Annotated in this window: 26 protein-coding genes and 1 tRNA gene; 15 read left to right on the top strand and 12 right to left on the bottom strand. The window is 39.2% G+C overall.

Translation table 11 applies throughout. The features are described from left to right. Nucleotides 1-6 precede the first annotated feature (6 nt). Nucleotides 7-342 (top strand): hypothetical protein, encoded by a 336-nt coding sequence (locus B3600_RS01725; RefSeq protein WP_231585243.1) that lies wholly within the window; start codon nt 7-9, stop codon nt 340-342. 28 nt (nt 343-370) lie between these two features. On the opposite strand, the gene B3600_RS01720 is transcribed toward B3600_RS01725, so the two are convergent. The 3 genes from B3600_RS01720 to B3600_RS01710 form a co-directional block, all read right to left on the bottom strand. Then, nucleotides 371-1,027 carry an MgtC/SapB family protein gene (locus B3600_RS01720; RefSeq protein ID WP_286751879.1) on the bottom strand — a complete coding sequence of 219 codons (657 nt, stop codon included), beginning with the start codon at nt 1,025-1,027 and terminating at the stop codon, nt 371-373. Nucleotides 1,028-1,089: 62 nt separating this feature from the next. Continuing rightward, the gene (locus B3600_RS01715) at nt 1,090-3,459 is read right to left on the bottom strand and encodes an endonuclease MutS2 (RefSeq protein WP_286751878.1); all 2,370 of its coding nucleotides are present in this window, start codon (nt 3,457-3,459) and stop codon (nt 1,090-1,092) included. 21 nt (nt 3,460-3,480) lie between these two features. After that, nucleotides 3,481-4,251, bottom strand: coding sequence for a DUF4296 domain-containing protein (locus tag B3600_RS01710; protein ID WP_286751877.1), 771 nt, complete (start codon nt 4,249-4,251; stop codon nt 3,481-3,483). 73 nt (nt 4,252-4,324) lie between these two features. On the opposite strand from B3600_RS01710, the gene B3600_RS01705 reads away from it, so the two are divergent. The 10 genes from B3600_RS01705 to B3600_RS01660 all read left to right on the top strand — a co-directional run bounded on the left by B3600_RS01705 (nt 4,325) and on the right by B3600_RS01660 (nt 12,261). Then, the gene (locus tag B3600_RS01705; RefSeq protein ID WP_070564188.1) at nt 4,325-5,017 is read left to right on the top strand and encodes a YggS family pyridoxal phosphate-dependent enzyme; all 693 of its coding nucleotides are present in this window, start codon (nt 4,325-4,327) and stop codon (nt 5,015-5,017) included. Next, nucleotides 5,010-5,462 (top strand): GNAT family N-acetyltransferase, encoded by a 453-nt coding sequence (locus B3600_RS01700; protein ID WP_286751876.1) that lies wholly within the window; start codon nt 5,010-5,012, stop codon nt 5,460-5,462. The genes B3600_RS01705 and B3600_RS01700 overlap by 8 nt, the downstream gene beginning before the upstream one ends. Before the next feature lie 21 nt (nt 5,463-5,483). Further along, complete coding sequence (locus B3600_RS01695) at nt 5,484-6,275, top strand: DUF3298 and DUF4163 domain-containing protein (protein ID WP_286751875.1); 792 nt, start codon at nt 5,484-5,486, stop codon at nt 6,273-6,275. 23 nt (nt 6,276-6,298) lie between these two features. Further along, complete coding sequence (locus B3600_RS01690; protein WP_070564195.1) at nt 6,299-7,561, top strand: aspartate kinase; 1,263 nt, start codon at nt 6,299-6,301, stop codon at nt 7,559-7,561. Next, nucleotides 7,562-8,749 (top strand): THUMP-like domain-containing protein, encoded by a 1,188-nt coding sequence (locus tag B3600_RS01685; protein WP_286751874.1) that lies wholly within the window; start codon nt 7,562-7,564, stop codon nt 8,747-8,749. A gap of 46 nt (nt 8,750-8,795) precedes the next feature. Continuing rightward, a complete protein-coding gene (locus B3600_RS01680; protein ID WP_286751873.1) occupies nt 8,796-9,785 on the top strand; it encodes an LLM class flavin-dependent oxidoreductase in 990 nt (329 codons plus the stop codon). Nucleotides 9,786-9,843: 58 nt separating this feature from the next. Then, complete coding sequence (locus tag B3600_RS01675; RefSeq protein WP_286751872.1) at nt 9,844-10,656, top strand: hypothetical protein; 813 nt, start codon at nt 9,844-9,846, stop codon at nt 10,654-10,656. A 10-nt stretch (nt 10,657-10,666) separates the two neighbouring features. Then, nucleotides 10,667-11,323, top strand: coding sequence for a DUF1345 domain-containing protein (locus B3600_RS01670; protein WP_286751871.1), 657 nt, complete (start codon nt 10,667-10,669; stop codon nt 11,321-11,323). Nucleotides 11,324-11,366: 43 nt separating this feature from the next. After that, entirely contained in the window at nt 11,367-11,750 is a 384-nt protein-coding gene (locus B3600_RS01665; RefSeq protein ID WP_286751870.1) for a hypothetical protein, read from the top strand. 91 nt (nt 11,751-11,841) lie between these two features. Beyond that, entirely contained in the window at nt 11,842-12,261 is a 420-nt protein-coding gene (locus B3600_RS01660; protein ID WP_070564210.1) for a c-type cytochrome, read from the top strand. Between the two features lie 205 nt (nt 12,262-12,466). Here the strand turns inward: B3600_RS01660 and B3600_RS01655 are convergent. Beyond that, nucleotides 12,467-12,546: transfer RNA gene (locus B3600_RS01655), tRNA-Leu, on the bottom strand. A 182-nt stretch (nt 12,547-12,728) separates the two neighbouring features. On the opposite strand from B3600_RS01655, the gene B3600_RS01650 reads away from it, so the two are divergent. Then, complete coding sequence (locus B3600_RS01650; RefSeq protein WP_286751869.1) at nt 12,729-13,682, top strand: aldo/keto reductase; 954 nt, start codon at nt 12,729-12,731, stop codon at nt 13,680-13,682. 193 nt (nt 13,683-13,875) lie between these two features. Here B3600_RS01650 and coaD read toward each other — a convergent pair whose 3' ends face one another. The 3 genes from coaD to B3600_RS01635 are packed head-to-tail and all read right to left on the bottom strand — an operon-like array spanning nt 13,876 to nt 15,681. Beyond that, a complete protein-coding gene (gene coaD / locus B3600_RS01645; RefSeq protein ID WP_075992599.1) occupies nt 13,876-14,352 on the bottom strand; it encodes a pantetheine-phosphate adenylyltransferase in 477 nt (158 codons plus the stop codon). Between the two features lies 1 nt (nt 14,353). After that, nucleotides 14,354-14,893 carry a 16S rRNA (guanine(966)-N(2))-methyltransferase RsmD gene (gene rsmD, locus B3600_RS01640; protein WP_112374789.1) on the bottom strand — a complete coding sequence of 180 codons (540 nt, stop codon included), beginning with the start codon at nt 14,891-14,893 and terminating at the stop codon, nt 14,354-14,356. Next, the gene (locus B3600_RS01635) at nt 14,884-15,681 is read right to left on the bottom strand and encodes a DUF3822 family protein (protein ID WP_070564222.1); all 798 of its coding nucleotides are present in this window, start codon (nt 15,679-15,681) and stop codon (nt 14,884-14,886) included. The genes rsmD and B3600_RS01635 overlap by 10 nt, the downstream gene beginning before the upstream one ends. An 85-nt stretch (nt 15,682-15,766) precedes the next feature. On the opposite strand from B3600_RS01635, the gene B3600_RS01630 reads away from it, so the two are divergent. The 3 genes from B3600_RS01630 to B3600_RS01620 all read left to right on the top strand — a co-directional run bounded on the left by B3600_RS01630 (nt 15,767) and on the right by B3600_RS01620 (nt 20,315). Next, nucleotides 15,767-17,191 carry an ATP-dependent DNA helicase gene (locus B3600_RS01630; RefSeq protein ID WP_070564226.1) on the top strand — a complete coding sequence of 475 codons (1,425 nt, stop codon included), beginning with the start codon at nt 15,767-15,769 and terminating at the stop codon, nt 17,189-17,191. Nucleotides 17,192-17,278: 87 nt separating this feature from the next. After that, on the top strand, nt 17,279-19,765 hold the full coding sequence (locus tag B3600_RS01625) for a S9 family peptidase (RefSeq protein WP_286751868.1): 2,487 nt from the start codon (nt 17,279-17,281) through the stop codon (nt 19,763-19,765). Between the two features lie 7 nt (nt 19,766-19,772). Further along, nucleotides 19,773-20,315 carry a hypothetical protein gene (locus B3600_RS01620; RefSeq protein ID WP_286751867.1) on the top strand — a complete coding sequence of 181 codons (543 nt, stop codon included), beginning with the start codon at nt 19,773-19,775 and terminating at the stop codon, nt 20,313-20,315. Nucleotides 20,316-20,335: 20 nt separating this feature from the next. Here the strand turns inward: B3600_RS01620 and ruvB are convergent, their stop codons facing one another. The 5 genes from ruvB to pdxH all read right to left on the bottom strand — a co-directional run bounded on the left by ruvB (nt 20,336) and on the right by pdxH (nt 24,819). Next, on the bottom strand, nt 20,336-21,358 hold the full coding sequence (gene ruvB, locus B3600_RS01615) for a Holliday junction branch migration DNA helicase RuvB (protein WP_046673408.1): 1,023 nt from the start codon (nt 21,356-21,358) through the stop codon (nt 20,336-20,338). Nucleotides 21,359-21,370: 12 nt separating this feature from the next. Further along, nucleotides 21,371-22,108, bottom strand: coding sequence for a polyprenol monophosphomannose synthase (locus B3600_RS01610; RefSeq protein ID WP_070564553.1), 738 nt, complete (start codon nt 22,106-22,108; stop codon nt 21,371-21,373). A gap of 364 nt (nt 22,109-22,472) precedes the next feature. Next, complete coding sequence (locus tag B3600_RS01605; RefSeq protein ID WP_376749771.1) at nt 22,473-23,669, bottom strand: NADH-quinone oxidoreductase subunit D; 1,197 nt, start codon at nt 23,667-23,669, stop codon at nt 22,473-22,475. 5 nt (nt 23,670-23,674) lie between these two features. Beyond that, the gene (locus tag B3600_RS01600) at nt 23,675-24,163 is read right to left on the bottom strand and encodes an NADH-quinone oxidoreductase subunit C (RefSeq protein ID WP_286751866.1); all 489 of its coding nucleotides are present in this window, start codon (nt 24,161-24,163) and stop codon (nt 23,675-23,677) included. Between the two features lie 2 nt (nt 24,164-24,165). Beyond that, a complete protein-coding gene (pdxH, locus tag B3600_RS01595; protein ID WP_286751865.1) occupies nt 24,166-24,819 on the bottom strand; it encodes a pyridoxamine 5'-phosphate oxidase in 654 nt (217 codons plus the stop codon). Between the last annotated feature and the right edge of the window lie 58 nt (nt 24,820-24,877).

Here is a 24,877-nt window from a genome sequence, read left to right as displayed (position 1 = left end):
AAATCCATGCTGAACTATATATATTTTGTGGCATTTTGGGCCTGTCAAATTATTTCATCTATCCTGTTTAAACTTGGCGGGATACATCCAAAGTATAAATGGACAACTTTAATTATAGGAAACATTATTCTTTTATCAGCAAGTTGGTTTCTTGTGCAGTTATTTAAGAACGTCTCTCAACCTATCGTAATAGCCTTATGTTCTGGTGGCACATTTCTGACTGTCCAATTGGCGATGGCGCTATATTTTAAAAGTTCATTGAGCTGGCAGCAGGTACTGGGTATGTTTGTCATCATTTCAGGTATGGTTTTGATTACTTTCGGAGGTAAAGAAACGACTTAAGCTACAATGAGGTTAGTTATAGATGTGTTTATTTGTTATAATAAAACTCATCTATAACTAATGAACCTGCCAATTGTTGGTTAAAACGATCTAAATCGGTCATTTTCCCAGAAATATCATATATTACTTCTAACTTACCACTAATCTTTTCAATAACACGCCTGGTAGCTTTAATCTTAAAATCCAATGCCAATTGTTCAAACTCATGTAAGTGATAAAACTCATTGGAACTAAACTTTACGTGTAGAGAACGGACTAGGTAGTAACGAGCCAAAAGAATTTCGATCCGCTGAAAAAGTGCGAGTATTACCACCATAAAAACAGCAAAGGAAATCGCATAAACCAGTTGCCCCAATCCGGCAAACATGCCAATACCAGCTGTCGCCCAAATAACGGCCGCTGTTGTGAGACCACTAACCGATAGTTTGCCTTTAAAGATCACACCAGCACCAATAAAGCCTATACCAGTCACAATATTTGCAGCAACGCGATCAGTACTATTGCCAATAAACAAACAGGAAACAATAGTAAACATCGCCGAACCGAAACAAATAAGCACTACCGTCCGAAATCCAGCAGATTTATTCCTATACTCACGTTCAAAACCAATTAAACTCCCACACAGAATTGAAGTGAGAGCGTTTAACAATGGCTCACTAGTCAAAAAGTTAATAATATTTTCCATACCGAACTTTACAGAAAGATGAAACATGGAGACTGAGCATACTCAGCTCCATGCAATTAAGGCTATAGATATGCGTAAGTTATACCATCGCCCCCACGATCTTGATGTTCGTCCTCAAAACGGCTTACATGACTATATTTACGAAGGTAATCGCGAATAAATTTGCGCAAAATACCATCACCTTTACCATGAATAATTTTTAAGGACGGATAACCTATCATGACGGCCCGATCCAAAACACGTTCTAATTCATGCAGTGCGTCTTCTGTGCGCATTCCTCTTAAATCAAGTTCTGGCTTGAAATCAGCTACACTGCCAGAAGATAATGATCTTGATAGACTTTTTGCAGACTTCTTCCCTTCCCGCCCTTCGAGTTTAATCACATTCTTTCGCTTTTGAACAGTGCGAAGTTCCCCCATGGCAAGAATAAGGTTGTTCTTTGCAATTTCGACAATCTGCGCTTCAGCACCATTATCTATAATCTGTACCCAATCCCCAATATTTAATATGGTAGATTCAGGCGTTTTTTCTTTGACGATTTGCTTCGCCGGTTTTTGCTCTTTGGGAAGAACAGCTTGAAGTGCCTGATCCAAATTGCTGCGCAACTCACGAGTTTTCTCTTTATCCGCTTTTGCAGATTTGATCTGCGCTACCGTATTTTCGATTAACTTATTCGAACTTTTAATAATCTGTTGCGCTTCCTCTTTCGCCTTTTTCAAAATTACGCGCTTATTTTCTTCCAAATAACTTTGTAATTCCAAATACTCCGATTTAATCGACTCCAGTTCCTTCTCGCGCTTATTAATAGCAACCTTTGTATCAAATACCTCTTTCTTTTCTCGCTCAAGATCGATCAATAATGTATCTACCTTCTTCTGTTGAACACCAATTTTACTTTTAGCAGATTCCAAAATATCCTTACCTAATCCTATTTTCTGCGCGATTTCGAAAGCATAAGAGCTTCCTGGCTTACCAATTTGTAGGATATACATCGGTTTCATCTCGCGATTATCAAATAACATTGAAGCATTTTCCAGACCTGTCGTATTGCTGGCAAAAACTTTGAGATTTGAATAGTGGGTGGTCACAACTCCCCTGATTTGTTTTTTGTTAAGGGATTCCAATACAGCCTCAGCAATAGGTCCGCCAAACAAAGGGTCGGTACCGGTTCCAAACTCATCGATCAGTACCAAAGTACGTCCATTTGCAAATTCCGTAAAATATTTCATTTTGGACAGATGAGCACTGTATGTACTCAAATCACTTTCAATGGATTGATCATCGCCTATATCTGCAAATATCTGCTTAAAAACACCGACTTTACTTGTCGGTTCCGCTGGTATTAATAAGCCCGATTGCACCATGATTTGCAAAAGACCAACCGTTTTCATACATACCGATTTTCCGCCGGCATTAGGACCCGATACAACAATAATACGTTGAATATGATCAATTTGAATGTTTAAAGGAACAACAGTATGATGCTGATTCAGCAATAGAAGCGGATGTCGACCATTGACCAAATTAATTTCAGCCTCCTTCGATAATTCAGGCATTTCTGCCTCAATATCCAAGGCAAAAAGTGCTTTCGCTCGCACAAAATCTACTTTGGTTAATAGGCTGTGATAGGAAAGCAAGAGCGGAATATGTGGCCGGACCTTGTCCGTTAGTTCGACTAAAATACGGATGACCTCACGCCTACGTTCAAACTCCAGGTCCCTAATTTTATTATTTAACTGAAATACTTCTTCAGGCTCTATATAAGCAGTTTGTCCCGTAGCGGACTCATCATGAATCAAACCTTTGAGCTTTCTTTTATTTTCCGCAAGAATAGGAATACAGAGCCTTCCATCCCGTATCGTCAGATTCCCATCCGCTGTCCATCCGCTGTCCTGTGCGCTCTTAAAGATACTATTGATACGTTTTAGGGCCTCCTGTTCCGCCCGTTGAATTTGTTGGGTTATTTCCAACAGTAATCGGGAAGCATTATTTTTAAGCTTTCCACGCTCGTCAATGACCATTTCGATATCGCGAATAATCCCCTTCTCGATCGGTAAATGCTCAAACAATACCTCTAAATTGGGATAGAGACCTTCCCGTTCATTAAAATAACGGATAATAGCGTAAACAGTCTTGAGGGATAGTAATACCCGAAAAAATTCATCCTCGAATAAGAACGCGCCCTCTACTCGAGCTTTCTCGATAATGGATCTAAGCGGAAAGAAATTTTCAACAGGAAATGCGCCATCATTCATCAGAAGATCCTTAAACTCGCTGGTCTGTCTTAGAAATCGGTCGATTTGGTCAAACCGGGTCTGAGGTTGAATTTTTTCAACTAGCTCACGCCCAGACTCGCTTAGGCATTTTTGTTTTATTTTATCTTTTATCTCGGAAAACCCGAGTTTATCAATTGCATTTATTGGATATACCATAGAAATTATATTCTTTGATGGTTAAAGTTCCGTCGGCGGCTTGATGTGCCGCGGCGGCGTGAGAATTGGTCTTTTTTCCAATTCATTTGTTGGTAATTGTGGCTCCACATGGTTTTGTATCACAAGAGTATCCTTGACTGAAGTACCAGGTGTTTTCAGTTGGGAAACCGTATCTTTCTGTGGAGAAGGCGATTCAATTGGTAAATTTGAATTACCGACCGACAATTGGTTCATGAGATAGCCGTTCATGTTTATACCAGTCTTTGTTTGAAAGTTCGTATTAAACAAGGAAGAAGCTTCTCTAAAGTTGAATTTCGTCTTATTTGGCAAATAATGTATAAGTGCTGCAATTCGTTCCTGATAAGACTGTTGTGCACGCATAACGCGATTGGTGCTATCTTGAAAACGCATATTCTGGATTGAATCGCGCGTTCGAATTGAATCTTGCTTTTTCCGTTCTATATCGGCGTAAACCTTATTTTCCTTCGTTAAATTATCCTCCACTTTTTTATAAATCGCAGACATCACTTCAGCATCCTTACCATAATAGTCTAAGTTCTTTCGAAAAGAAACCGAATCCAATCCATATTTATCAAAGGTCACTTGATACAAAGGCAACATTACTTTACGTGCGCTGTCAATGGGCAAAATATTAAGATAGGAGTCTGTCAGTTGAATTTCGGTCAATGCATCCACAAACTTACTTTGAGGGATAATATCTTTCCCCCCAGTTCCGATACAAGAACCAAATAAAAAAATCACTGCAAGTAGATTCAGTATTAATCGTAGCATTTCGTAGTTTTGTACAAATTTACAAAAAGCACCGACATTTGGCGCTTTTTACATCATCAAAACTATATCGGAAATGAGTATTGCTCGTAATTTAGAAGCGTTAAGATTGGAAACCGAGGCTGTTGGGGTACAACTTGTAGCAGTTTCAAAAACAAAATCCAATTCGGACATTATGGAAGCCTATGAGGCAGGACAGCGTATATTTGGTGAAAATCATGTTCAAGAATTAGTTGAAAAAGCAGCACTTTTACCTAAAGATATTCAGTGGCATATGATTGGTCACCTTCAAACTAATAAGGTTAAATATATTGCACCATTCATCAGCTTAATTGCGTCAGTTGATTCATTAAAATTATTAAAAGAGATTAACAAACATGCGCAGAAAGCGCAACGTACAATCGACTGTTTGTTACAAGTATATATTGCAGAAGAAGAAACAAAATTCGGTTTCGACCATGCTGAACTAATCGAACTTCTTCGCGACGACGAGTTTCTCGAATTAAAAAATATTCGGATCTGTGGCTTAATGGGCATCGCATCCAATACAGATAATGAAAAAGTCATTAAAGCCGAATTTTATGAGTTAAAAATGTTATTCGATGGAATTAAGGTAAGTTTCTACCGGAAGGAAGAGTATTTTAATATCCTATCCATGGGGATGTCTTCAGACTATAAGTTAGCGATTGAAGAAGGTTCGACAATGGTACGGATTGGAAGCACAATATTTGGCAAAAGAGTAATCAAACACTTCAAAAACAATGATTAAAACAACGATACGAGAGGCAATTGAAAGTGATTGCACCCAAATACTCGAGCTAATTAAAGAATTGGCTATTTTTGAAAAAGCACCGGACGAGGTCACCGTGTCGCTTGAAGAATTTAAAGATGCAGGATTTGGAAAGAATCCCGTTTGGGGTGCATTTGTTGCCGAAGTGGATGGCGAAATTGTCGGAATTTCATTATATTATGTCCGATATTCAACCTGGAAAGGTAGAAGACTCTATTTGGAAGATTTGATTGTTACCGAAAGAATGCGAGGTTTAGGGATAGGCAAGCTGCTTTTTGATAAAACTTTAGCTTACGGCAAACAGTGTGGATTTCATGGCATGGTGTGGCAGGTCCTCGATTGGAATGAGCCAGCTATAAAGTTTTATGAAAAATATAAAGCAAACTTCGATGCCGAATGGATTAATGTGTCAATCACGTATTAAATAACGAGAATCATCAATTCAATGCGATTTTACTTTTTTTTAATAGTATTATTTATTAGCTGCGTTCTGTCCGCTTGCAGTGACCACAAAAAGGCCGCTATAGCGAAACAGCCCACAGACACACTTTCCTATAGTCAAAAAATCATCGATGAGCATAGCAATTATTTTCTAAAAGAAGATGATCGCTTGGACACAACTTATTTTCGCGCAAAATACCCGATTTTCCAAGAAAATAAAATCAATACCCTCATATCAAGTATCGTTCATCTTGAAGGCGACACAAGCATGGCAGATGCAGCACATCGCTTTATAAATTCATACAACGAATATGTGGAAGACAATAATGGCAAATCTACATCAACCTGGAGTCGGGATCTACAGATTGATGTGATCGTCAATACGCCTGTTTTCTTGGGTATAAGAACCAAACAAGAGGAATATACTGGTGGAGCGCATGGGGACCATTTCACGCTGTACTCCAATTTTGATCGTCAATCTAACAGTGCAATTACAATCAATGATATCATTCAGGAAGAGAACAAAAATAAATTCGTTCAAATCGCCGAGCAATACTTCCGTAAGCAAGAAGGATTAAATGCTGATGATTCCCTAAATGGAAAGTACTTTTTTGAAGACGGTAAATTTTCTTTGGCCGATAACTTCACTTTTGAAAAAAACGACATCCTGTTTTACTACAACGTATACGAAATCAAATCTTATGCTGAAGGAAATACTGAATTACGTATTCCCTATACAACATTTAAACATCTGATTTCAGAAAAAGGATTACACTATATTAATAGTATCAACTAGCAATCAACTAAACTAATAAATAAATGCAGGTTTTTAAATTTGGGGGTGCATCAGTAAAAGATGCTGAAAGTGTCAGAAATTCGGCGCGGATTATTTCTAAATACAAAGGCGACGCCTTGTTAGTCGTCATATCCGCCATGGGAAAGACAACAAACCTTCTAGAGAAATTGACCAAAGAATATTTTAACAACACGGGGAACCAATTTCAGACACTTGAAGAGGCGAAAGCATTTCACTTTCAAATCCTTCAAGAATTATTCCCTGAAGCTGAACATCCTATATTTGATGAGATTTCCAACTGCTTTGTGGAGATCGAGTGGATTTTAGAGGAAGAACCTCAAGATTCATATGATTATCTTTTCGATCAAATTGTTTCGATGGGTGAACTTATCTCCACCAAGATTGTTGCAGCCTACGTTGCATTCATTGGTGAAAAGGTAAAATGGCTAGATGCACGAGATTATATATTTACGGACAACACCTATCGCGAAGCTGTCGTAGACTGGAACAAAACGGAAGAAAAAATCCGTGCCGAACTGCCAGCCATCCTAGACGAGTATATTGTAATTACGCAGGGATTTTTAGGTTCTACCTCAGAAAATTTCACAACCACTTTAGGCCGTGAAGGTTCCGATTACTCTGCGGCAATTTTTGCTTCTTGTCTAAATGCCGAAAATGTAACTATATGGAAAGACGTTCCAGGTGTACTTAATGCGGATCCGAAGTGGTTTGAGAAAACCGAGTTGATTCCTGAGCTATCTTATACCGATGCTATAGAGCTTACCTATTATGGGGCTACGGTTATTCACCCGAAAACAATCAAGCCGCTTCAGAATAAAAAGATCGCATTAAATGTGCGATCCTTTGTGGACCCAGACTCACCTGGAACAATGATAAAGAGTACAAACCAAACTTTACCTGTGCCCTCCTTCATCTTTAAGGTGAACCAGATTTTTATTTCCATCTCCCCGAGGGATTTCTCATTTATCGTTGAAGACAATCTGAGAGACATCTTCAACCTATTTCATGAACATCGTATTAAAATTAATATGATGCATAATACGGCGATCAACTTTACGGTTTCCGTCGATGATACTGGAAAAAATCTAGTCGACTTAATTAACGAACTGGAGCAAAAATTCAAAGTCAGGTATGAATCTGGGCTAGAACTCATTACAATCCGTTATTATAATCAAGAAACCATTGATCGCGTTTTGGTTGATAAAGAAGTTATTAGCGAACTAAAGGATACCTATACTTGCCAACTTCTCGTTAAGAAAATATAAATGAACACATTAATCCTTCAAGAGGAGGCTCAACAGTTTTTAGAACGAAACAAACTGGAGTCTCCGACTAAAATCGCTTTAAAAAAATCTCCTTTTGAAGGAATATCATCTTCCGAGCTCGCGGCACAACTCGATGGTAGACAACGGGCGAGCGGCAAAATTCCACTATGGGCCGAAACAGCAGGGATTTACTTCCCCACCAAACTCAATCTCGAACAATGTTCTTCCGAGAAAACCGGATTATTTAAAAGTTCACTCATCGAAAACAACAGCCATTTAATTGATGCTACCAGTGGCTTCGGTGTTGATAGCTTTTACTTCTCTAAACGGGCAAAGCAAGTAACATCCTGCGAACTCAATCCCGAACTCGCTGCAATCACCCAACATAATGCAAAGATATTGAAAGCAGAAAATCTTCAGATCATTGCGGCAAATGGAGTTGAATATATACTAAACGATCCAAAGAGAAGATTTGATTATATCTATTTGGATCCTTCAAGAAGAGTTCAAAACAAAAAAGTGTTTCTACTTGATGAATGTGAACCTAATTTGGTTGCCTTGCAAGATGAATTTTTCAAACATACCAACAAAATAATAAGTAAGCTAGCTCCACTATTGGATATTTCTGCAGCAATACACATGCTGCAACATGTTAAGGACGTTTATGTCGTCTCTTTGCAAAATGACTGCAAAGAACTTATCTTCGTGCAGGAGAAAGGATACGAAGCTGAACCTTGCATCCACGCGGTCAGGTTATATCAAGAACAACAGCAGATTATATCTTTCACTTACGAAAATGAACGTGCAATTTCAAATGACTACAGTAGGCCGCTATCCTATTTATACGAACCGGATGTAGCTCTCTCCAAAGCCGGAGCATTTAAGACTATTGCCGAAGTATTCAACGTAAAAAAACTCCATAAAAATACCCATCTCTACACCTCCGATCAAAAGATCGAAAATTTTCCCGGTAAAACATTCATCATCAAACAGGTGGAATCATTTACAGATTTTAAGAAAAATAAAAGAGCATTGAATTCCGATATCATCGCCAAAAATTTTCCCTTGAAGACCGAAGAGATCAAAAAGAAATTTAAGATCAAAGACGCTAGTGATTCGTTCACATTTTTCACGACAACCGTGAATGATCAATTTAGTGTCATACATACACAACGCATTTTAGAATAGACATTTTCATTACAATTGTCGAATAACTTCTCCGTAATTTTAATGCATGGATAAAATAGCGTTATCAGCATTGGACTTGGCTCCGATCAAAAAAGGAGAAAATACAGCAAGCGCGTTGGCTCGCACCGTAAAAATAGCCCAACATGTAGAAAAATTAGATTTTGAAAGGATATGGGTTGCCGAACATCATAATATGGAATATATTGCCAGTTCAGCAACCTCACTCCTCATACAACATATCGCATCAAACACCAGTTCTATACGCGTGGGTTCTGGTGGGATCATGTTACCAAATCACGCTCCTTTAGTCATTGCAGAGCAATTTGGAACATTAGAAACCTTGTTTCCCGGGCGTATTGACCTCGGTTTGGGACGTGCACCGGGCACTGATCAATTGACCGCAATGGCTTTGCGCAGAAACAACTTGAATACAGCCTTTCAGTTTCCACAAGAGGTAAAAGACTTACAGCGCTACTTCAGTGGAGACAACTACGACGCAAAAGTACGTGCATTTCCAGGAGAAGGATTGGACATCCCACTCTATATCCTCGGGTCAAGTACCGATAGTGCCTATTTAGCTGCTAGCTTAGGTCTTCCATATGCTTTTGCAACGCATTTTGCTCCGGCACAGTTTGCCTCAGCAAGCATGATCTATCATCAAAATTTTGTTCCTTCTAATACCTTAGAAAAACCATATTTCATCTCTTGTGTCAATGTTATCGCTGCCGATAGTACGGAAGAAGCCAATTTCTTAGCAACAAGCTTCTATAATCTATTCGCTGGTATTGTGACAAATACCAGAAGACCACTTTCAGAACCTACTCAAGAGGTAATCTACAAAGGCATTCCCGCGATAGAGCAAGCTGTGCAAAGTATGGCTTCCTGTGCATTTATTGGCGATGGCCCTAAAATCCTTCCGGAAATAGAAAAATTCGTAAACGATCACAAAGTGGACGAGATCATGGCGACTTCCTATATCTTTGATGATGAAAAGTGTCTCCATTCATTATCATTGTTGAAAGAAATTCTTACGTAAGAATCCAAACTACTTTATATACGGTGAATTTTATATATTTAAGCAAAATTCACCGCATATGAATGTTTTTTTTTCCTTCAGCCTGATATTGGGTTTGCTCTCCCTGCAGGCATGTTCAAACCAGACAACAAAACAACAGCAAGATCGACCTGATGCAAAAATAGTATCAGACAGTTTAGCGGTATCGACTGTGGATGACACAACATCTTCTATTTACCAAAAAGCAGACCCTGCTAAAGGTCAGATTTTCCTTGTTCGTAGTTACCGTATCTGGGAGAAGGAAGATCCAACGGCTGTCTTAAATAAAGAATGGTATGATCTTTACGAAGAAAGTGGACAATATTACTTGGCAAAGGCGGATTATGTGATTAAAGATGGTTTTGACGAGTGTGCTCAGGTACCGTCTAAGAGTGTCGAATCACGCAGAAATTCATTGTTATTCTTGAAGTTAAGCGGACTTAAGCCTGGTCTCATTGGACATGTCAAAATAAATCAAGCCGAAATCTGGCCAAAAGAATCTGTCCAGTATACTTTTAAAAACCAAAAAGTTACCCTCAAAGCAGTGGGTGATATTAGATCGACTGAAGTGCAAACCGACGAAAACGGTCACGAGAAAGTATTTCATGAGGTTGCCAATTATAAACTCAACTATAGCGCAACCAATGGAGGTAAAGAAAAGACACTTTTCCAGGTAGATCAATATGACCATGTATTTATGAGGACATTATTTGTTGGAGATATTGACCGGGATGGCGCGCTGGATTTTATTTTTTCCAATCCAAGGAATTATGAGGAAGAGGCACTATTACTGCTGCTTTCCAATCATGGCAATCCATTGATTTTTGATGCAGAAGAACAGTTTGATTGTTAATAGAACTGAAATGGGAAAAATAAACTATTACCTACATCGAATGCAGTCCATTCATAGGGCAATGATTTCGGTCTGTATTTTTTTATTGATCTACTTCATCTCTCCCATTAAAACCATCCCCTTGCTCAATTTAATGTTGTGCTGGTTTGGTTTTTGTCTTTCCTACGTTTCTATATCTTGGTATACATTCTACACCACACCTATTTCTACCATTGCGCGCAAAGCACAGCAAGAAGATGGTAGCCGTCTCTTTGTATCCCTTTTTATTATTTTAGTGACCATAGGCTGTTTTATTTCAGTATTAATGATTATCATATCAAGTAAGGATAAACAGCTGAATGATGCTTACATTATCATTATTTGTATGCTGGCTATGTTGGCTTCATGGATATTGGTTCACACCATATACACCTTTCATTATGCGCGATTATACTACGAACATCACGCAAATGGAGCTGGACTGGAGTTTCCAGGAGATGACCATCCAGATTATTTAGATTTTGCTTATTTTTCATTTGTGATGGGCTGTACCTTTCAAGTATCTGATGTGGAAATATCGTCAAAAAAAATAAGAAGAGTAGCATTATTTCATGGCCTCCTCTCCTTTGCTTTAAATACGTTTGTCGTTGCATTGACCATTAACATCATTTCTGGATTGATCAATTGAGATTTTGGCCAAAAAAGCTTATTTTAGCACAAAAATTACACACATGAAGTTGTTTAAGCCTTTAGTCTCGCCCGTTTTATTCGTTATCTTATTTATCTCGTGTAAAAAAAATGAAAATACAGGTGGTGCTGCGGACGCTTCCGGCAGCTTTATCGGTCGTGTTAAATACCAAGGCAATTCCATTGAAGTGGACCGGGATAATCGCCTGATACGGGTGCTTCGTGATGGTACCGATACTTATAAAATTGAGTTTTTCACAGGCATCCCAAATATTACAGGCGTTCGATTTGATAAAACCAATGATAGCACTTGGACTTCTACTGATACAACACTCTTAAAAGACGTGAAGATCGAAGGAAAGTTGCTGAAAATTAATTATCAATCCAATAGCCAATCTTGGGTTGTGGATAATGCAGTACGTAAATAATAATCAATCTAAATTGTCATATTAACTTCATTTTCTGTTTGAAAATTATCTCTTTCTCCCTATATTTAGGTAAGCATAAAGGAAAAGAGAAATGAAAAAAATAAATAAATTAGGTGCAATTGCATCTGTGTTTGCTATTGCCATTGCTTTGAGTGCATTTAGCTTCCAACAGGAAAAACCTAAAGAAGAACCAAAACCGACTAATCTCAAAGTTCTTCCCAAAAATATCTCCCACGATGAATTAATTTCCACTATGAAGGAATTTAATGTCGCATTGGGTGTAAAATGTGGTTTCTGTCATGCACCGTCGAAGGAAGATCCCAAAAAAATGGATTTTGCGAGTGATGATAACCACAAAAAAGAGATTGGACGAGCGATGATTAAGATGACCCAAAAGATAAACAAAAAGTATTTTAATCGAAGCTGGGATAGCTCGCCTGCCAAAGCTATTTCCTGTAAAACCTGTCATGGCGGAAAAGAAGAACCAGAAATGGTCTTAGCAAAAAACTAATCAAACCACATATTCATGTAACACCATAATACGCTGTATTGTGGTGTTTTTTATTTCTATTACATTTTAATGGAAAAAAGTTTTAGAACCAGAAGAATAAGACCATTCATTTTGGAAATGAATAAGGAACCGCGCGAAACTACGCTAAGCTAAGTATAAAAAATAGTCAGTAAATAAAAAAAGCTTCTCGATTGAGAAGCTTTAGTACCCGGAGCCGGAGTCGAACCGGCACGGTTTCCCACTGGTGTTTGAGACCAGCGCGTCTACCAATTCCGCCATCCGGGCATATCCGTTTGGGATGATGCAAAAGTAAGTAAAGTTTTTATTATTCCAAATCACTATACTGATCATTTTTAAAACTCATTGAAAATGAATGAGAAAATTTTAAAAAAACTTTTCATTGCCCTATAGAACGATTGAAAACGACCTTTTTTACGTATTTTTAATCAGAAAACAATCAAATGATCATGGAAAAAGTAAAACTCGGAAACAGTGAAATTGAATTCAAACCTCTTGTTTTCGGTGGAAATGTATTTGGCTGGACCGTCGATGAGAAACAGTCTTTCTCCCTGTTAGATGCTTTTATCGATATGGGATTCAGTCTTATTGATACATCCAACAACTATTCACATTGGGTGCCGGGACACAGTGGGTCAGAATCAGAAACAATCATTGGCAAATGGATCAGCAAAAGAGATATTCGCGATAAAATTCAGATTGCAACAAAAGTCGGCGGACGTCGAATAGACAATAGTAAACCTAATCTTAAAAAAGAGTATATTATTAAATCTGTGGAAGATTCACTCCTGCGATTGAATGTAGACACAATCGATCTTTATCAATCTCATCACGATGATCTGACAACTGGAATCGATGAAACACTGGAGGCTTATCATCACCTGATACAGAATGGGAAAATAAAATGGATTGGTGCTTCCAACCTAAGTCCAGAACGGATTTCAGAATCCCTTCGTATAGCCGAAGACCACAATTTACCGTATTATATCGCTATTCAGCCCGAATATAACCTTTACGACCGGATGAAATACGAAGAGCAGTATGAACAATTGGCCCTCGATAATCATCTTGGCGTCATCAGCTATTATTCACTTGCCAGTGGTTTCCTGTCGGGTAAATACCGCTCTATTGATGACATCAAAGGTGCCAAGCGTTATGACGCATTAAAAGACAAGTTTAACACCCGCGGCCTGCGCATTTTAGATGTTTTGGCTGAGATAGCACATACACAACAAGCTAGCATGTCAGCTATAGCATTAGCCTGGAGTTTACACAGGCCTTCAGTTACAGCGCCTATAGTGAGTGCAACTAGTATCCAGCAGCTCGAAGAACTTAGCAGAGCTGTAGAAATCAAGCTGACACCGGAAGAGTATTGCCTCTTAAACCAAGCAAGCGATTACTAGACCAAAAACACAAAAAAAACAATCTAGTATATTGAAAATAAGAACATTAAAAATATACTAATCAAGTTACCAAATAATATTTGGCTATACGGTATAGGAGAAAGTGAGCTGTTCTAAAATAAAGAAAACAGATGATTTAGATAACGAATATAAACACCTGTTTTTCAACAACTTTTTCCCAGCCCGAGGCAACTTATCTTATTTTTTCATTCAGCAAGGATAAAATGGAAACAGGCACCATCGCACTGATATCTCCTCCATTAAACCACACGTCTCTAACAATGGATGAAGAAATATGTGCCTTTCCAGATCTACTCATTAAAAAATAACTTTCAACATCATTATTGAGCAACAAATTATTTTGAGCAACAGCATTTTCAAATTCAAAATCATTGGTATTTCGGAGCCCACGCAATATAAAACGTGCTTTAACTTGCTTACAGAAATCTACTGTAAGACCTTTATATTTATGCACCTCAACCCTACTCACATCGTTAAAAACACGGCTAATTGAATCTACCCGTTCGTCGTGATCTAACATTCCTTTTTTATTGGCGTTATAGCCCACTGCAATAATAATTTTATCAAATAGCGGCATTGCTCTCTCAACAAGATCTTGATGAGCTAATGTAAAGGGGTCAAAAGAGCCCGGAAAAACAGCAATTTTCATATTAGATAGTCTTAGCGTAAAAAGAAAATGATGAATACCCGTATTTTCTAGTTTCTATAAAATTTGGATGATCTTCCATTTGTCTTGTTGACGGATGCTCAACAACAAGGAGCCCATGTTCATGCAGCAATTCCTGTTCAAAAATTAATTTTGGCAATTGTGGCAATTTAGGAATATCATAAGGTGGGTCTGCAAAAATAAAATCATAGGTATTCTTACAGCTGGCAATAAACTTAAATACATCGGCTTTCCTTGCTTTAATTTGCTCCAGTTTCATCTTCCCGGCTGTTTCATTGATATATTGCACACATTTGAAATGAAGATCTATTGCATCTACTGACTCCACATCTCGCGATGCGAGCTCAAAACTAATATTTCCTGTTCCTGCAAAAAGATCCAGACACTTTAAACTATCAAAATCCAGTCGGTTCTGTAAAATATTAAACAGCGCTTCCTTAGCGATATCCGTGGTTGGCCTCACAGGTAAATTGGTTGGTGGGTTCAGCCTTAAACCACCTAAACGACCTCCGATTATTCGCATAGTATAGAATCAAACAATACATTATATGGGGTCAAATTTGACTCGATCTCGCTATCCGCCAATACGACTTTTGTCTTCAAATCCAATATTTCGATATCACCCGCATAAGTAGAGATACGTTTATAATAGGATTCATTTGGAATTTCTCCTGAAAGGAGCACTTTATTGATGGAGTCCCCTAGATTGAATTGTGTTAAAATATTAAGGACATAGTAGCTGATATCATCAAGATTATGAATTTCAAAACTATTATAAAGCTGAAAAACCCCGTTTTTAAACAGATAAAAATCAACTGTATTTTCAGCTACAAAATGAAGCCCCAGCACACTCCCTCTAATAGATACACGCTCCTGGGCACGATCAAGCACAACCGCAAATTCGGGAAGTATAACAGCATCAGGAAACAACCGCTTCCACCTATTTAATAAAAGCCCATCAAACTGGTATACAGCAACTAAATTAAGATTATCTAAAGAATAGCTAAATGTATTTTCAAGATCAGTTGTACCTAAAAACTGTAGGTAATCGCTGATATTTTCGCTCAGAAAAAATTCTTTTGGAATAAACGTAAAAGTTTGATGTGGTATCACAACGCGGACAAATCGAAACGGAAGGCTCATAATCCGTGTGGCATCCAAAATTGGCTCCTCAGACGGATACTCGATCAAAATCGGTGCGATCGACTTTTTATCAACCACCGCCAAGACATCCTTCTGAAAGCCAGCCTTGACCAAAAGATTGTACTCCGGTAAATAATGAATATTAAATTGTTTTGAAATATAATTCATTCGCTGAATTGTAAAAATTAAAACTTCTTAGAGCAAAAATAGCTTTTTCTAGAGGATAAGACAAACCTTTTAAATAACTTTGAGGGTGTTCATCAAAAATCTGTTAATACAGCAATTCCCATGGCAAGCCACCGAACAGCAGTTGGAGGCTTTCGAATTATTGCAAGAATTTCTTCTCGCTTTTGACAAGCAATCCTGCTTTGTACTTAAAGGATACGCTGGTACGGGAAAAACAACATTAATTTCGGCGCTGGTTAAAGTGCTGCCTGCATTACGGAAAAAGGCTGTTCTGCTGGCGCCAACAGGCAGGGCGGCAAAAGTGATCACCTATTATTCTGGTCGCAAAGCACTGACAATACACAAAAAAATATACCGAAAAAAATCTGCTGTATCATTTCAGCTGGATTTCACCTTGGCGGAGAACCTGCACGAAGACACTTTATTTATCATCGATGAAGCTTCAATGATATCCAACGCACCTGTGAATGCATTTTCGGCAAGCCTGTTGGACGACTTGATCCGTTATGTACAATCGGGGAAGAACTGTACCCTATTATTTGTTGGAGATACGGCTCAATTACCTCCTGTAGGACTCCTGGATAGTCCTGCCTTAAACCCAAGCTATCTCGAAAGTGAATTTCATCTTTGCGTTTATCCTTTTGAGCTAACCACGGTTGTCCGCCAATCCAAAGACTCCGGTATATTGTACAATGCAACCAAAATACGCGAAGAGATAACCTCGGCAGAAGAAGATCAAGACGACTTCCCTTTTCCAAAATTCATAACAAAAGGATTTAAAGATCTTTACAGAATGACAGGTGAACGGTTAATCGAAGGTATAAACTATGCATATGACAAATATGGACTCGAAAATACCATGATTATCTGCCGTTCAAATCGATCTGCAAATTTATACAACCAAAATATAAGGAACCGAATTTTGTTCCGGGACGAGGAACTGACGGGCGGAGATTATATTATGGTTGTAAAAAACAACTACTTCTGGTTACAGGAAAACAACATGGGCGATGGATTTATTGCAAATGGCGATATGGCCAAAGTACGAAAAGTAAGTAACATCCACGATCAGCATGGATTTCGATTTGCAGATGTCACGCTTGAATTTGTAGACATTGACGAAATAGAACCCATCACCTGCCGCGTTATCTTAGATAGCCTCTATACAGACGGCCCCAATCTGCCCTATGAAAGCCAAAAAGCTCTCTACGAAGAGATTGCCTTGGATTATGCCGATATCATGGATAAGAAGGACAGGCTCGAAGCAATCAAAAAAGACCCTTATTATAATGCGCTTCAGATTAAATTTGCATTTGCAATTACCTGCCATAAAGCACAAGGCGGTCAATGGCCAATCGTGTTTGTTGACCAGGGCTATATAAACGATGATATGTTGGATCTTGAATTTTTAAGATGGTTATACACTGGGGTTACCCGAGCAACAAAGGAACTTTTTCTGGTCAATTTCAATGAAAACTTCTATCCATCATAGGATTATTACACGAATCATTCGCAAAAGAACCTAATAATAGATATTTTTACGTTCAGAACCATTATTATACAATTATCTATATTATTAATGCATAAGTACTACTTAATCCTAGCGGCGAGCTTATTGCCCTATGTTAGCACTGCACAACAGGCGAAGGAAGCCCCTATAAAGTCAAATTATCAGCTGGCTGCAAAATTCTCCCCTGAAAAATTAAAGAAAATGATTTTTTCGACCAGCATCAAACCAAATTGGATCAATTTTTCCGATCGCTTTTGGTATGATTACGCAAGTCCGCAGGGAAGAAACTGGTACATTGTAAACCCTGCGCTGAAAAAGAAAGAACTTCTTTTCAATAACGACAACCTCGCCGCACAAATTACTAAAATCGTTAAAAATCCTGTAGATGCACAACATTTGGAATTACAGGGCCTTCGATTTACCAAAGATGAGAAAAAATTGAGGTTTCAGATTCAGAGCACCAAAGATACGGTGAAATCCAAAGATGAAATACAAAAGCTCAAGAATAAGTCCGATACCACCAAAAAGAAACTATTTTATCTGGAATATGACTTAGCAGCACAGTCTGTGGTAGAAATCAGCGACTCGACAAAGGTAAAACCGCCATTGGGTTGGGCGACATTCTCGCCTGACACCAATACAGTCTATTTTGCGAAAGATTACAACTTGTATTGGATGGACAAATCCAACTATCTTAAAGCGGTAAAGGATGAAAAAGACAGCACCATTGTTGAGCACCAGATAACAAAAGACGGGGTGCAATATTATGCTTGGGGCGGTGATGAATATAGCACAACTACGGGTGAGGAAAAAGATAAAGACAACGATACTAAACGCAAGCGGGTATGGATCAGCTGGTCTCCGGATGGACGTTATTTTACCTTGACCAGAAAGGACAACCGTTCTCTAAAGCCCTTATGGGTAATCAATAATGTTGGCTCATCCCGGCCGACACTTGAAACTTATAAATACCAAATGCCAGGCGAAGTCGATTCGACAGAAACTGAACTATATATCTTCGACGCGGCAGCAAAAACTCCACGCCGCATCAATATAGCTGCGTTTAAAAATCAGACCGTCTCTACCTGGACAAAAACCCCGGATAAAAATTCTTATAAAGAGGATTATTTTACCAACTATTGGCTGGGCAATAACGAAGAGTTTTACATTTCACGCTCAAGCCGCGACCTGAAACGAATTGATCTCCTAAAGGTCAATATAAATGGTACGGTAAACAATATTATCCAGGAGCGTTCCAATGTATATCTGGATGTTCAAAAACCATTCCTGATCGAAAACAAGAAGCAATTAGTTCATTGGTCGGAAAGAGATGGCTGGGGCCACTACTACCTCTACGACACAAATGGAAAATTGATTAATCAAATTACAAAAGGAGCTTTTCATACGGAGGAAATTACCGGCTTTGACCCTGCTTCCGGAACATTATACTTTACAGCATCGGGACGTGAGAAAAACGAAGACCCCTATTATCTACACCAGTACAGTATAAATACAAATGGCTCCGGAATTAAATTATTGAATCCAGGAAACTTTGACCACCAAGTGGAAGTGAGCGAATCTTCCCGATATTTTGTCAATAATTCCTCCAGAGTAAACACGACTCCTGAATCCGTCTTATACAATAGCAATGGACAGAAAATAATGACACTGGAAAAAGCTGACCTATCCTTGCTATTTGCTGCAGGTTACAAATTTCCAGAACCTTTTAAAGTGAAAGCTGGGGATGGCACCACGGATCTCTATGGGGTCATGTACAAACCATTTGACTTTGACAGTACCAGAACTTATCCAATTGTGGAATATGTATACCCTGGGCCTCAAACCGAAGCTGTCAATAAATCCTTTGGAAGAAGCATGGACAGAATCGACAGGCTAGCGCAGTTTGGCTTTATCGTCATCACAGTTGGTAACCGTGGTGGACATCCTTCACGTTCGCAATGGTATCATACCTATGGATATGGCAATCTGCGCGATTATGGTTTGGAAGATAAAAAAGTAGCGGCGGAACAGCTCGCAGATCGTTATAAATACATCGACATTAACCGCGTTGGTATAACTGGTCACTCCGGCGGTGGTTTTATGTCTACAGCGGCGATGCTTGTTTACCCTGACTTCTTTAAAGTTGCGGTGTCTGGCGCCGGAAACCATGAAAATCAGATTTACAACCGCTGGTGGAGTGAGCGTCATCATGGGGTGACAGAAAAAGTATCGGCTAAAGGCGATACAACATTCTCCTACCAAATCAATAAAAATACAGAGCTCGCAAAAAACCTAAAAGGCAGACTACTTATCGCTACAGGAGACATTGACAACAATGTGCACCCGGCAAATTCAATTCGCATGGTAGACGCATTGATCAAGGCTAACAAAAGATTTGATTTCCTGCTATTACCTGGACAAAGACATGGCTTTGGCGATATGACGGAGTATTTCTTCTGGAAAATGGGCGATTACTTTAGCCAATATCTGTTGGGTGATTCCAAGATGAACGAAGTTGACATGACTGAAATGAATCGAGAAAAACCACAAAAATAACGGTTACATGACCTACAATGAAAAATTAGCATTTTTATCCGTTACCTTGAGATCTTTCGAGGTAACGGATTTTTCTTTGGAGATGCTCCAAGGAATAACCCTGGCTGATCTGCTGAACATCTCCTTAGAGAAGGATAAAAAGGTTGCCTTTCGCGCCGCATGGGTATTTGAAACCATCGTTTTAAAGAATACAGCGTTGCTAAAATCTGTTCTCCCGCAATTCTTGAACAATTTAAAAAAACAAAAAAACTGGAGTTGTCTTAGAAGCTATACTAAAATTCTATTATTTTTAACGTCTAAAAAAAATAAAGAATATACACTTCAAAATGAGATAGAAGAAGAAATTATCGAGCATTCCTTCCAATGGATGATCGAACCTTCATGTCCTGTCGCTGTATTGGTCAATTGCCTGGACATCTTAAATAACCTACGAAAAAAGTACCCTTGGATACATGAGGAGTTACAGGCTCAGATAAACTATTTTCAACGAACAAAACCTAGTCCAGCCCTAATGAGCCGGACCAATAAAATTATTCAGCAGAAAAGTTAAAGTATCGTTTCTATTCGCGATTAAAACAATGTATTTCCTTTCGAGTGATTGACACGGCCCAAATGCTTATAAGCAGCCTCGGTACATTCGCGCCCCCGCGAGGTCCGCATAATGTATCCTTCTTGAATCAGAAAGGGTTCGTAGACTTCCTCAATCGTACCTTCATCCTCCCCAACTGCTGTGGCTACAGTTTTTAAACCGACAGGTCCACCTTTAAATTTGTCTATAATAGTCGTTAAGATTTTGTTGTCCATCTCGTCTAAACCATTTTCATCCACATTAAGCGCGTGCAAAGCATATTTCGCTATTTCTTTATCGATGCTTCCGTTACCCTTTATCTGTGCAAAATCCCGTGTACGGCGCAGTAAAGCATTGGCTATCCGGGGTGTACCTCTGCTCCTTCGTGCAATCTCATAGGCACCTTCATCAGAAATCGGTGTGTTTAAGATATGTGCCGAACGCAACACGATAGTTGTCAGGAGTTTCGCATCATAATATTGTAGGCGCGAATTAATTCCAAAGCGTGCACGCAAGGGGGCTGTCAAAAGTCCTGAGCGTGTTGTTGCCCCGATTAGGGTAAACGGATTAAGGGAGATCTGCACGGACCGTGCATTCGGTCCTGTTTCCAGCATAATGTCGATTTTAAAATCTTCCATTGCCGAATAGAGATATTCTTCTACTAAAGGGCTTAAACGGTGGATCTCATCGATAAACAAGACATCCCCTTCTTCGAGATTTGTCAATAATCCTGCAAGATCACCCGGTTTATCCAATACAGGTCCCGAAGTAATTTTAATGCCAACACCCATCTCATTAGCAATGATATGGGATAAGGTCGTCTTTCCTAAGCCTGGGGGGCCATGTAGCAAAACGTGATCCAGCGCCTCGCCTCTCAGCCTGGCTGCCTTCACAAAAATATTGAGGTTCTCTAATATTTTAGCCTGACCTGTAAAATCTTCAAAAGCCTGAGGCCGCAATGCCCGTTCAATATCACGATCTGTGTTGCTCAGACGCTCTGGATTTGGATCTAAATTCTCGTTCATTGTAGCGATCTTTTAATTTCTCTTGTACCGCTTTCCGATACTTCCTAATTTCAATTGGATAACTCCAAAAAAAGCTTCCTTAAAGATACTTGTGCTCATCTTTGATGTGCCTTCGGTCCGATCTGTGAATATAATGGGTACTTCGACTACATCAAAGCCATATTTTATGGCGGTGAATTTCATTTCAATCTGGAAAGCATACCCTACAAACTTAATCTTTTCGAGTGGGATTGTCCTCAGGACTTCCCTCGTGAAACAAACAAATCCTGCGGTAGCATCCTGGATATTTATTCCCGTTATAAAACGAACATATACTGAAGCAAAATAGGACATCAACACACGGCTCATCGGCCAATTGACAACATTCACGCCCTTGATATAACGCGAACCTATGCTCATGTCTGCACCATCCGCACAAGCCTGCCGTAAACGAAGTAAATCCTCTGGATTGTGGCTGAAATCTGCATCCATTTCGAAAATATAGCGGTAATGTTCGCGGGATAGCGCCCATTTAAATCCATGGATATACGCTGTTCCTAAACCCAGCTTCCCGATTCGCTCTTCGATAAACAAACGGCCAGAAAATTCATTAACCTGTAAATTCTTGATGATTGTAGCCGTCCCATCGGGCGAACCATCGTCTACAATTAGAATATCAAATGCGTGTGATAAGGAAAAAACTTTGCGAATGATTTTTTCAATATTTTCCTTTTCATTATATGTTGGAATGATAACTAAACTATCCGTCACTTTTTTATATTTAAGACCAGTAAAGGTAATCATTTACGTTAAATTCTAGTACAGGAATTCGATGAAATCTACAGGATAATCAACAATACTCGCGAGAAAAAGCAGTAAACCCTTCAAGCTCAAACCAACACACCAGTATCATAAATACACAGCATCAATAGATTGCACACTATAAAAAAGAGAAGCCCGTTACTTTGGGAGTAACGAGCTTTCATTAACCAATTATAAACTTAAATTATGAGACTGCAAATATGATGAAAATTGCTTTCAATTACAAATTTAATTGCGTTTTTATGCAACATTTTCAATACAATCTCTATTTTATTTTGCTAAATCGTTTATAAAACATGCACACTACCGCAGTCTAACGATCAACCTCCCCCAAAACGATATCAATCGATCCTAGGATCGCAATTAAATCAGCAATCAGCACCCCTTTTCCAAGTTCTGAAATCACGGAAAGGTTATTAAAGCTTGGGCCCCTTGACTTGACCCGCAACGGGATATCTGATTTATCTTTTGTGACAAAATAAAACCCTAATTCTCCTTTCGGATTTTCAGCACGGACATAGTAGTCCTGAGCTTTCAGATTCACTTTCTTCGGGACCAAAGCGCGCGGATCAAATTCGGCCGTACGTTTAAAGTCTTTCTGTAGTCGTTCAAGGCATTGCTCGATAATGCGAACCGATTCCTTGACCTCGTCCACCCTAACTTTATAACGATCCCAGCAATCACCGATTACCCCCATTTCACCTTTTCCCACAGGTATCTCGAAATCAATTTCCGGGTAGACAGAATAACCATCTATGCGTCTCAAATCCCATTTTATTCCCGAAGCACGCAGCATAGGTCCCGACACACCATAATTTATAGCAACATCAGCAGGAAGTACACCTATTTTAGCCGTACGGGAAATAAATATTTGGTTCTGTGTCAATATCTCATCCAGTTCGACCAATTTAGGTTTGAAATACGTGATAAATTCTGTACAGCGCTCTTCAAAGCCAACGGGCAAATCATAAAATAACCCGCCTACCCAGATATAGTTGTACAGCATCCTGGAACCTGAGGTCCATTCCAACATATTCATGATATGTTCACGATCCCGAAAACACCACAAAAATGGCGTTGTGGCACCGATATCAATACCATATGTACCAATAGCAATCAGGTGGGATGCTATTCGGTTGAGTTCACAGACCAAAACCCGAATGTACTCTATTCTTTTAGGTATTTTACTGTCAAGGCCAAGCATACGTTCAACTCCCATAACGAAAGCATGGCTATTGTTCATCGAAGCCAAATAGTCCAAGCGATCAGTAAAAGGAATTGTTTTTGCATAATTCAACGATTCAGCATGCTTATCGAAACAACGATGCAGATAACCCAAATGTGGAACAACCTCTTTCACGATCTCTCCGTCTGTAATCAGTTGTAACCGAAGCACACCATGTGTCGAAGGGTGCTGAGGTCCCATATTCAACACCATTTCCTGACTTGAGATCTCTGTAAGGTGTTTTTCATAGCGCAGTAATGCCTCTTTATATTTTGGATTCGCCATTTCTATCAATTAATATGAATGCCATGATATTTCTCCGCTTCCTCATAATCCTTCCGTAAAGGATAGCCCTCCCAATCGTCAGGCAGCAAAATCCTTCTAAGGTCCGGATGTCCCTCAAAATAAATCCCCATCAGGTCAAATGCTTCGCGCTCATGCCAGTCTGCCGTGCGCCACACCGAAGTAAGCGAAGGAATCTCCGGTAGTTCATCCAGCGAACGATGACCAGACAACTCAACTTTTAAGACCAAACTGTGTTGATACGGCAAGGAATTTAAATGGTAGACAATGGTAAAATGCGTTTGATAATCCACTGCAGTAAGGTTGCTTAAAAAATCAAAATATAAGCCTTCTGTATCCCGGAGGAATAAACAAACGGCTACAATATCTGCTTTATCTATAAATAGTGCAGGCTGCAGCCCATTGCGATCTTCTTTAAGAATAAGTTGAGTTCCAAATTTGGAAACAAGCATCGATTTAATTTCGTCAAATGTCATATTTATGGAGCTATACGCGTAATCTTCCAGGAATCCGACACCTTTTTATAGACTATGCGATCATGTAGCCGGCTTGCACGCCCCTGCCAAAACTCAAAATAAATCGGTTTCAACAGATAGCCACCCCAATGTGACGGTCTCGGTACAGAATCGCTTCCATTGTATTGGTTTTCGAGTGCTTCCACCCTGTTTTCCAAAAAACTACGGTTGGGAATTTCATGGCTCTGCGGGGATGCTAGTGCACCGATACGGCTTGCTTTTGGGCGCGATTGGAAATATTCATCGGAATCGGCCTCACTTACAAAATCAATAATACCTTCAATTCGGACCTGCCTCTGTAATTCAGGCCAAAAAAACAACATGGCAACATGCGGATTCGCTTTCATGTCTTCCCCTTTACGGCTTTCATAATTTGTAAAAAAGATCAGTCCTTCAGCTACAATGTCCTTCAATAAAACAACTCGCGAGGAAGGTAATTGATCGGATGACACCGTTGAAAGCACCATGGCATTAGGCTCGATTACCTCGCTGTGAATAGCCTCATCAAACCATTTTTTAAACTGGTGGACTGGATTACGATCCACATCCGATTCAGATAGGCTACCTAATACGTAATCCTGTCTGATTGCTGCAATATCTTTATGTTGAATGGACATAGAAACCTGTTTTTATATCCCACAAACTTACTAAAATCATTGCTTTTTCTCTATAAAG

It is taken from the genome of Sphingobacterium sp. UBA2480 (genome assembly GCF_002341965.1).
In the GTDB taxonomy this organism is placed as follows: domain Bacteria; phylum Bacteroidota; class Bacteroidia; order Sphingobacteriales; family Sphingobacteriaceae; genus Sphingobacterium; species Sphingobacterium multivorum.
Note: the sequence above shows the minus strand (reverse complement) of the source record. Positions and strands in the feature narration are given on the sequence as shown.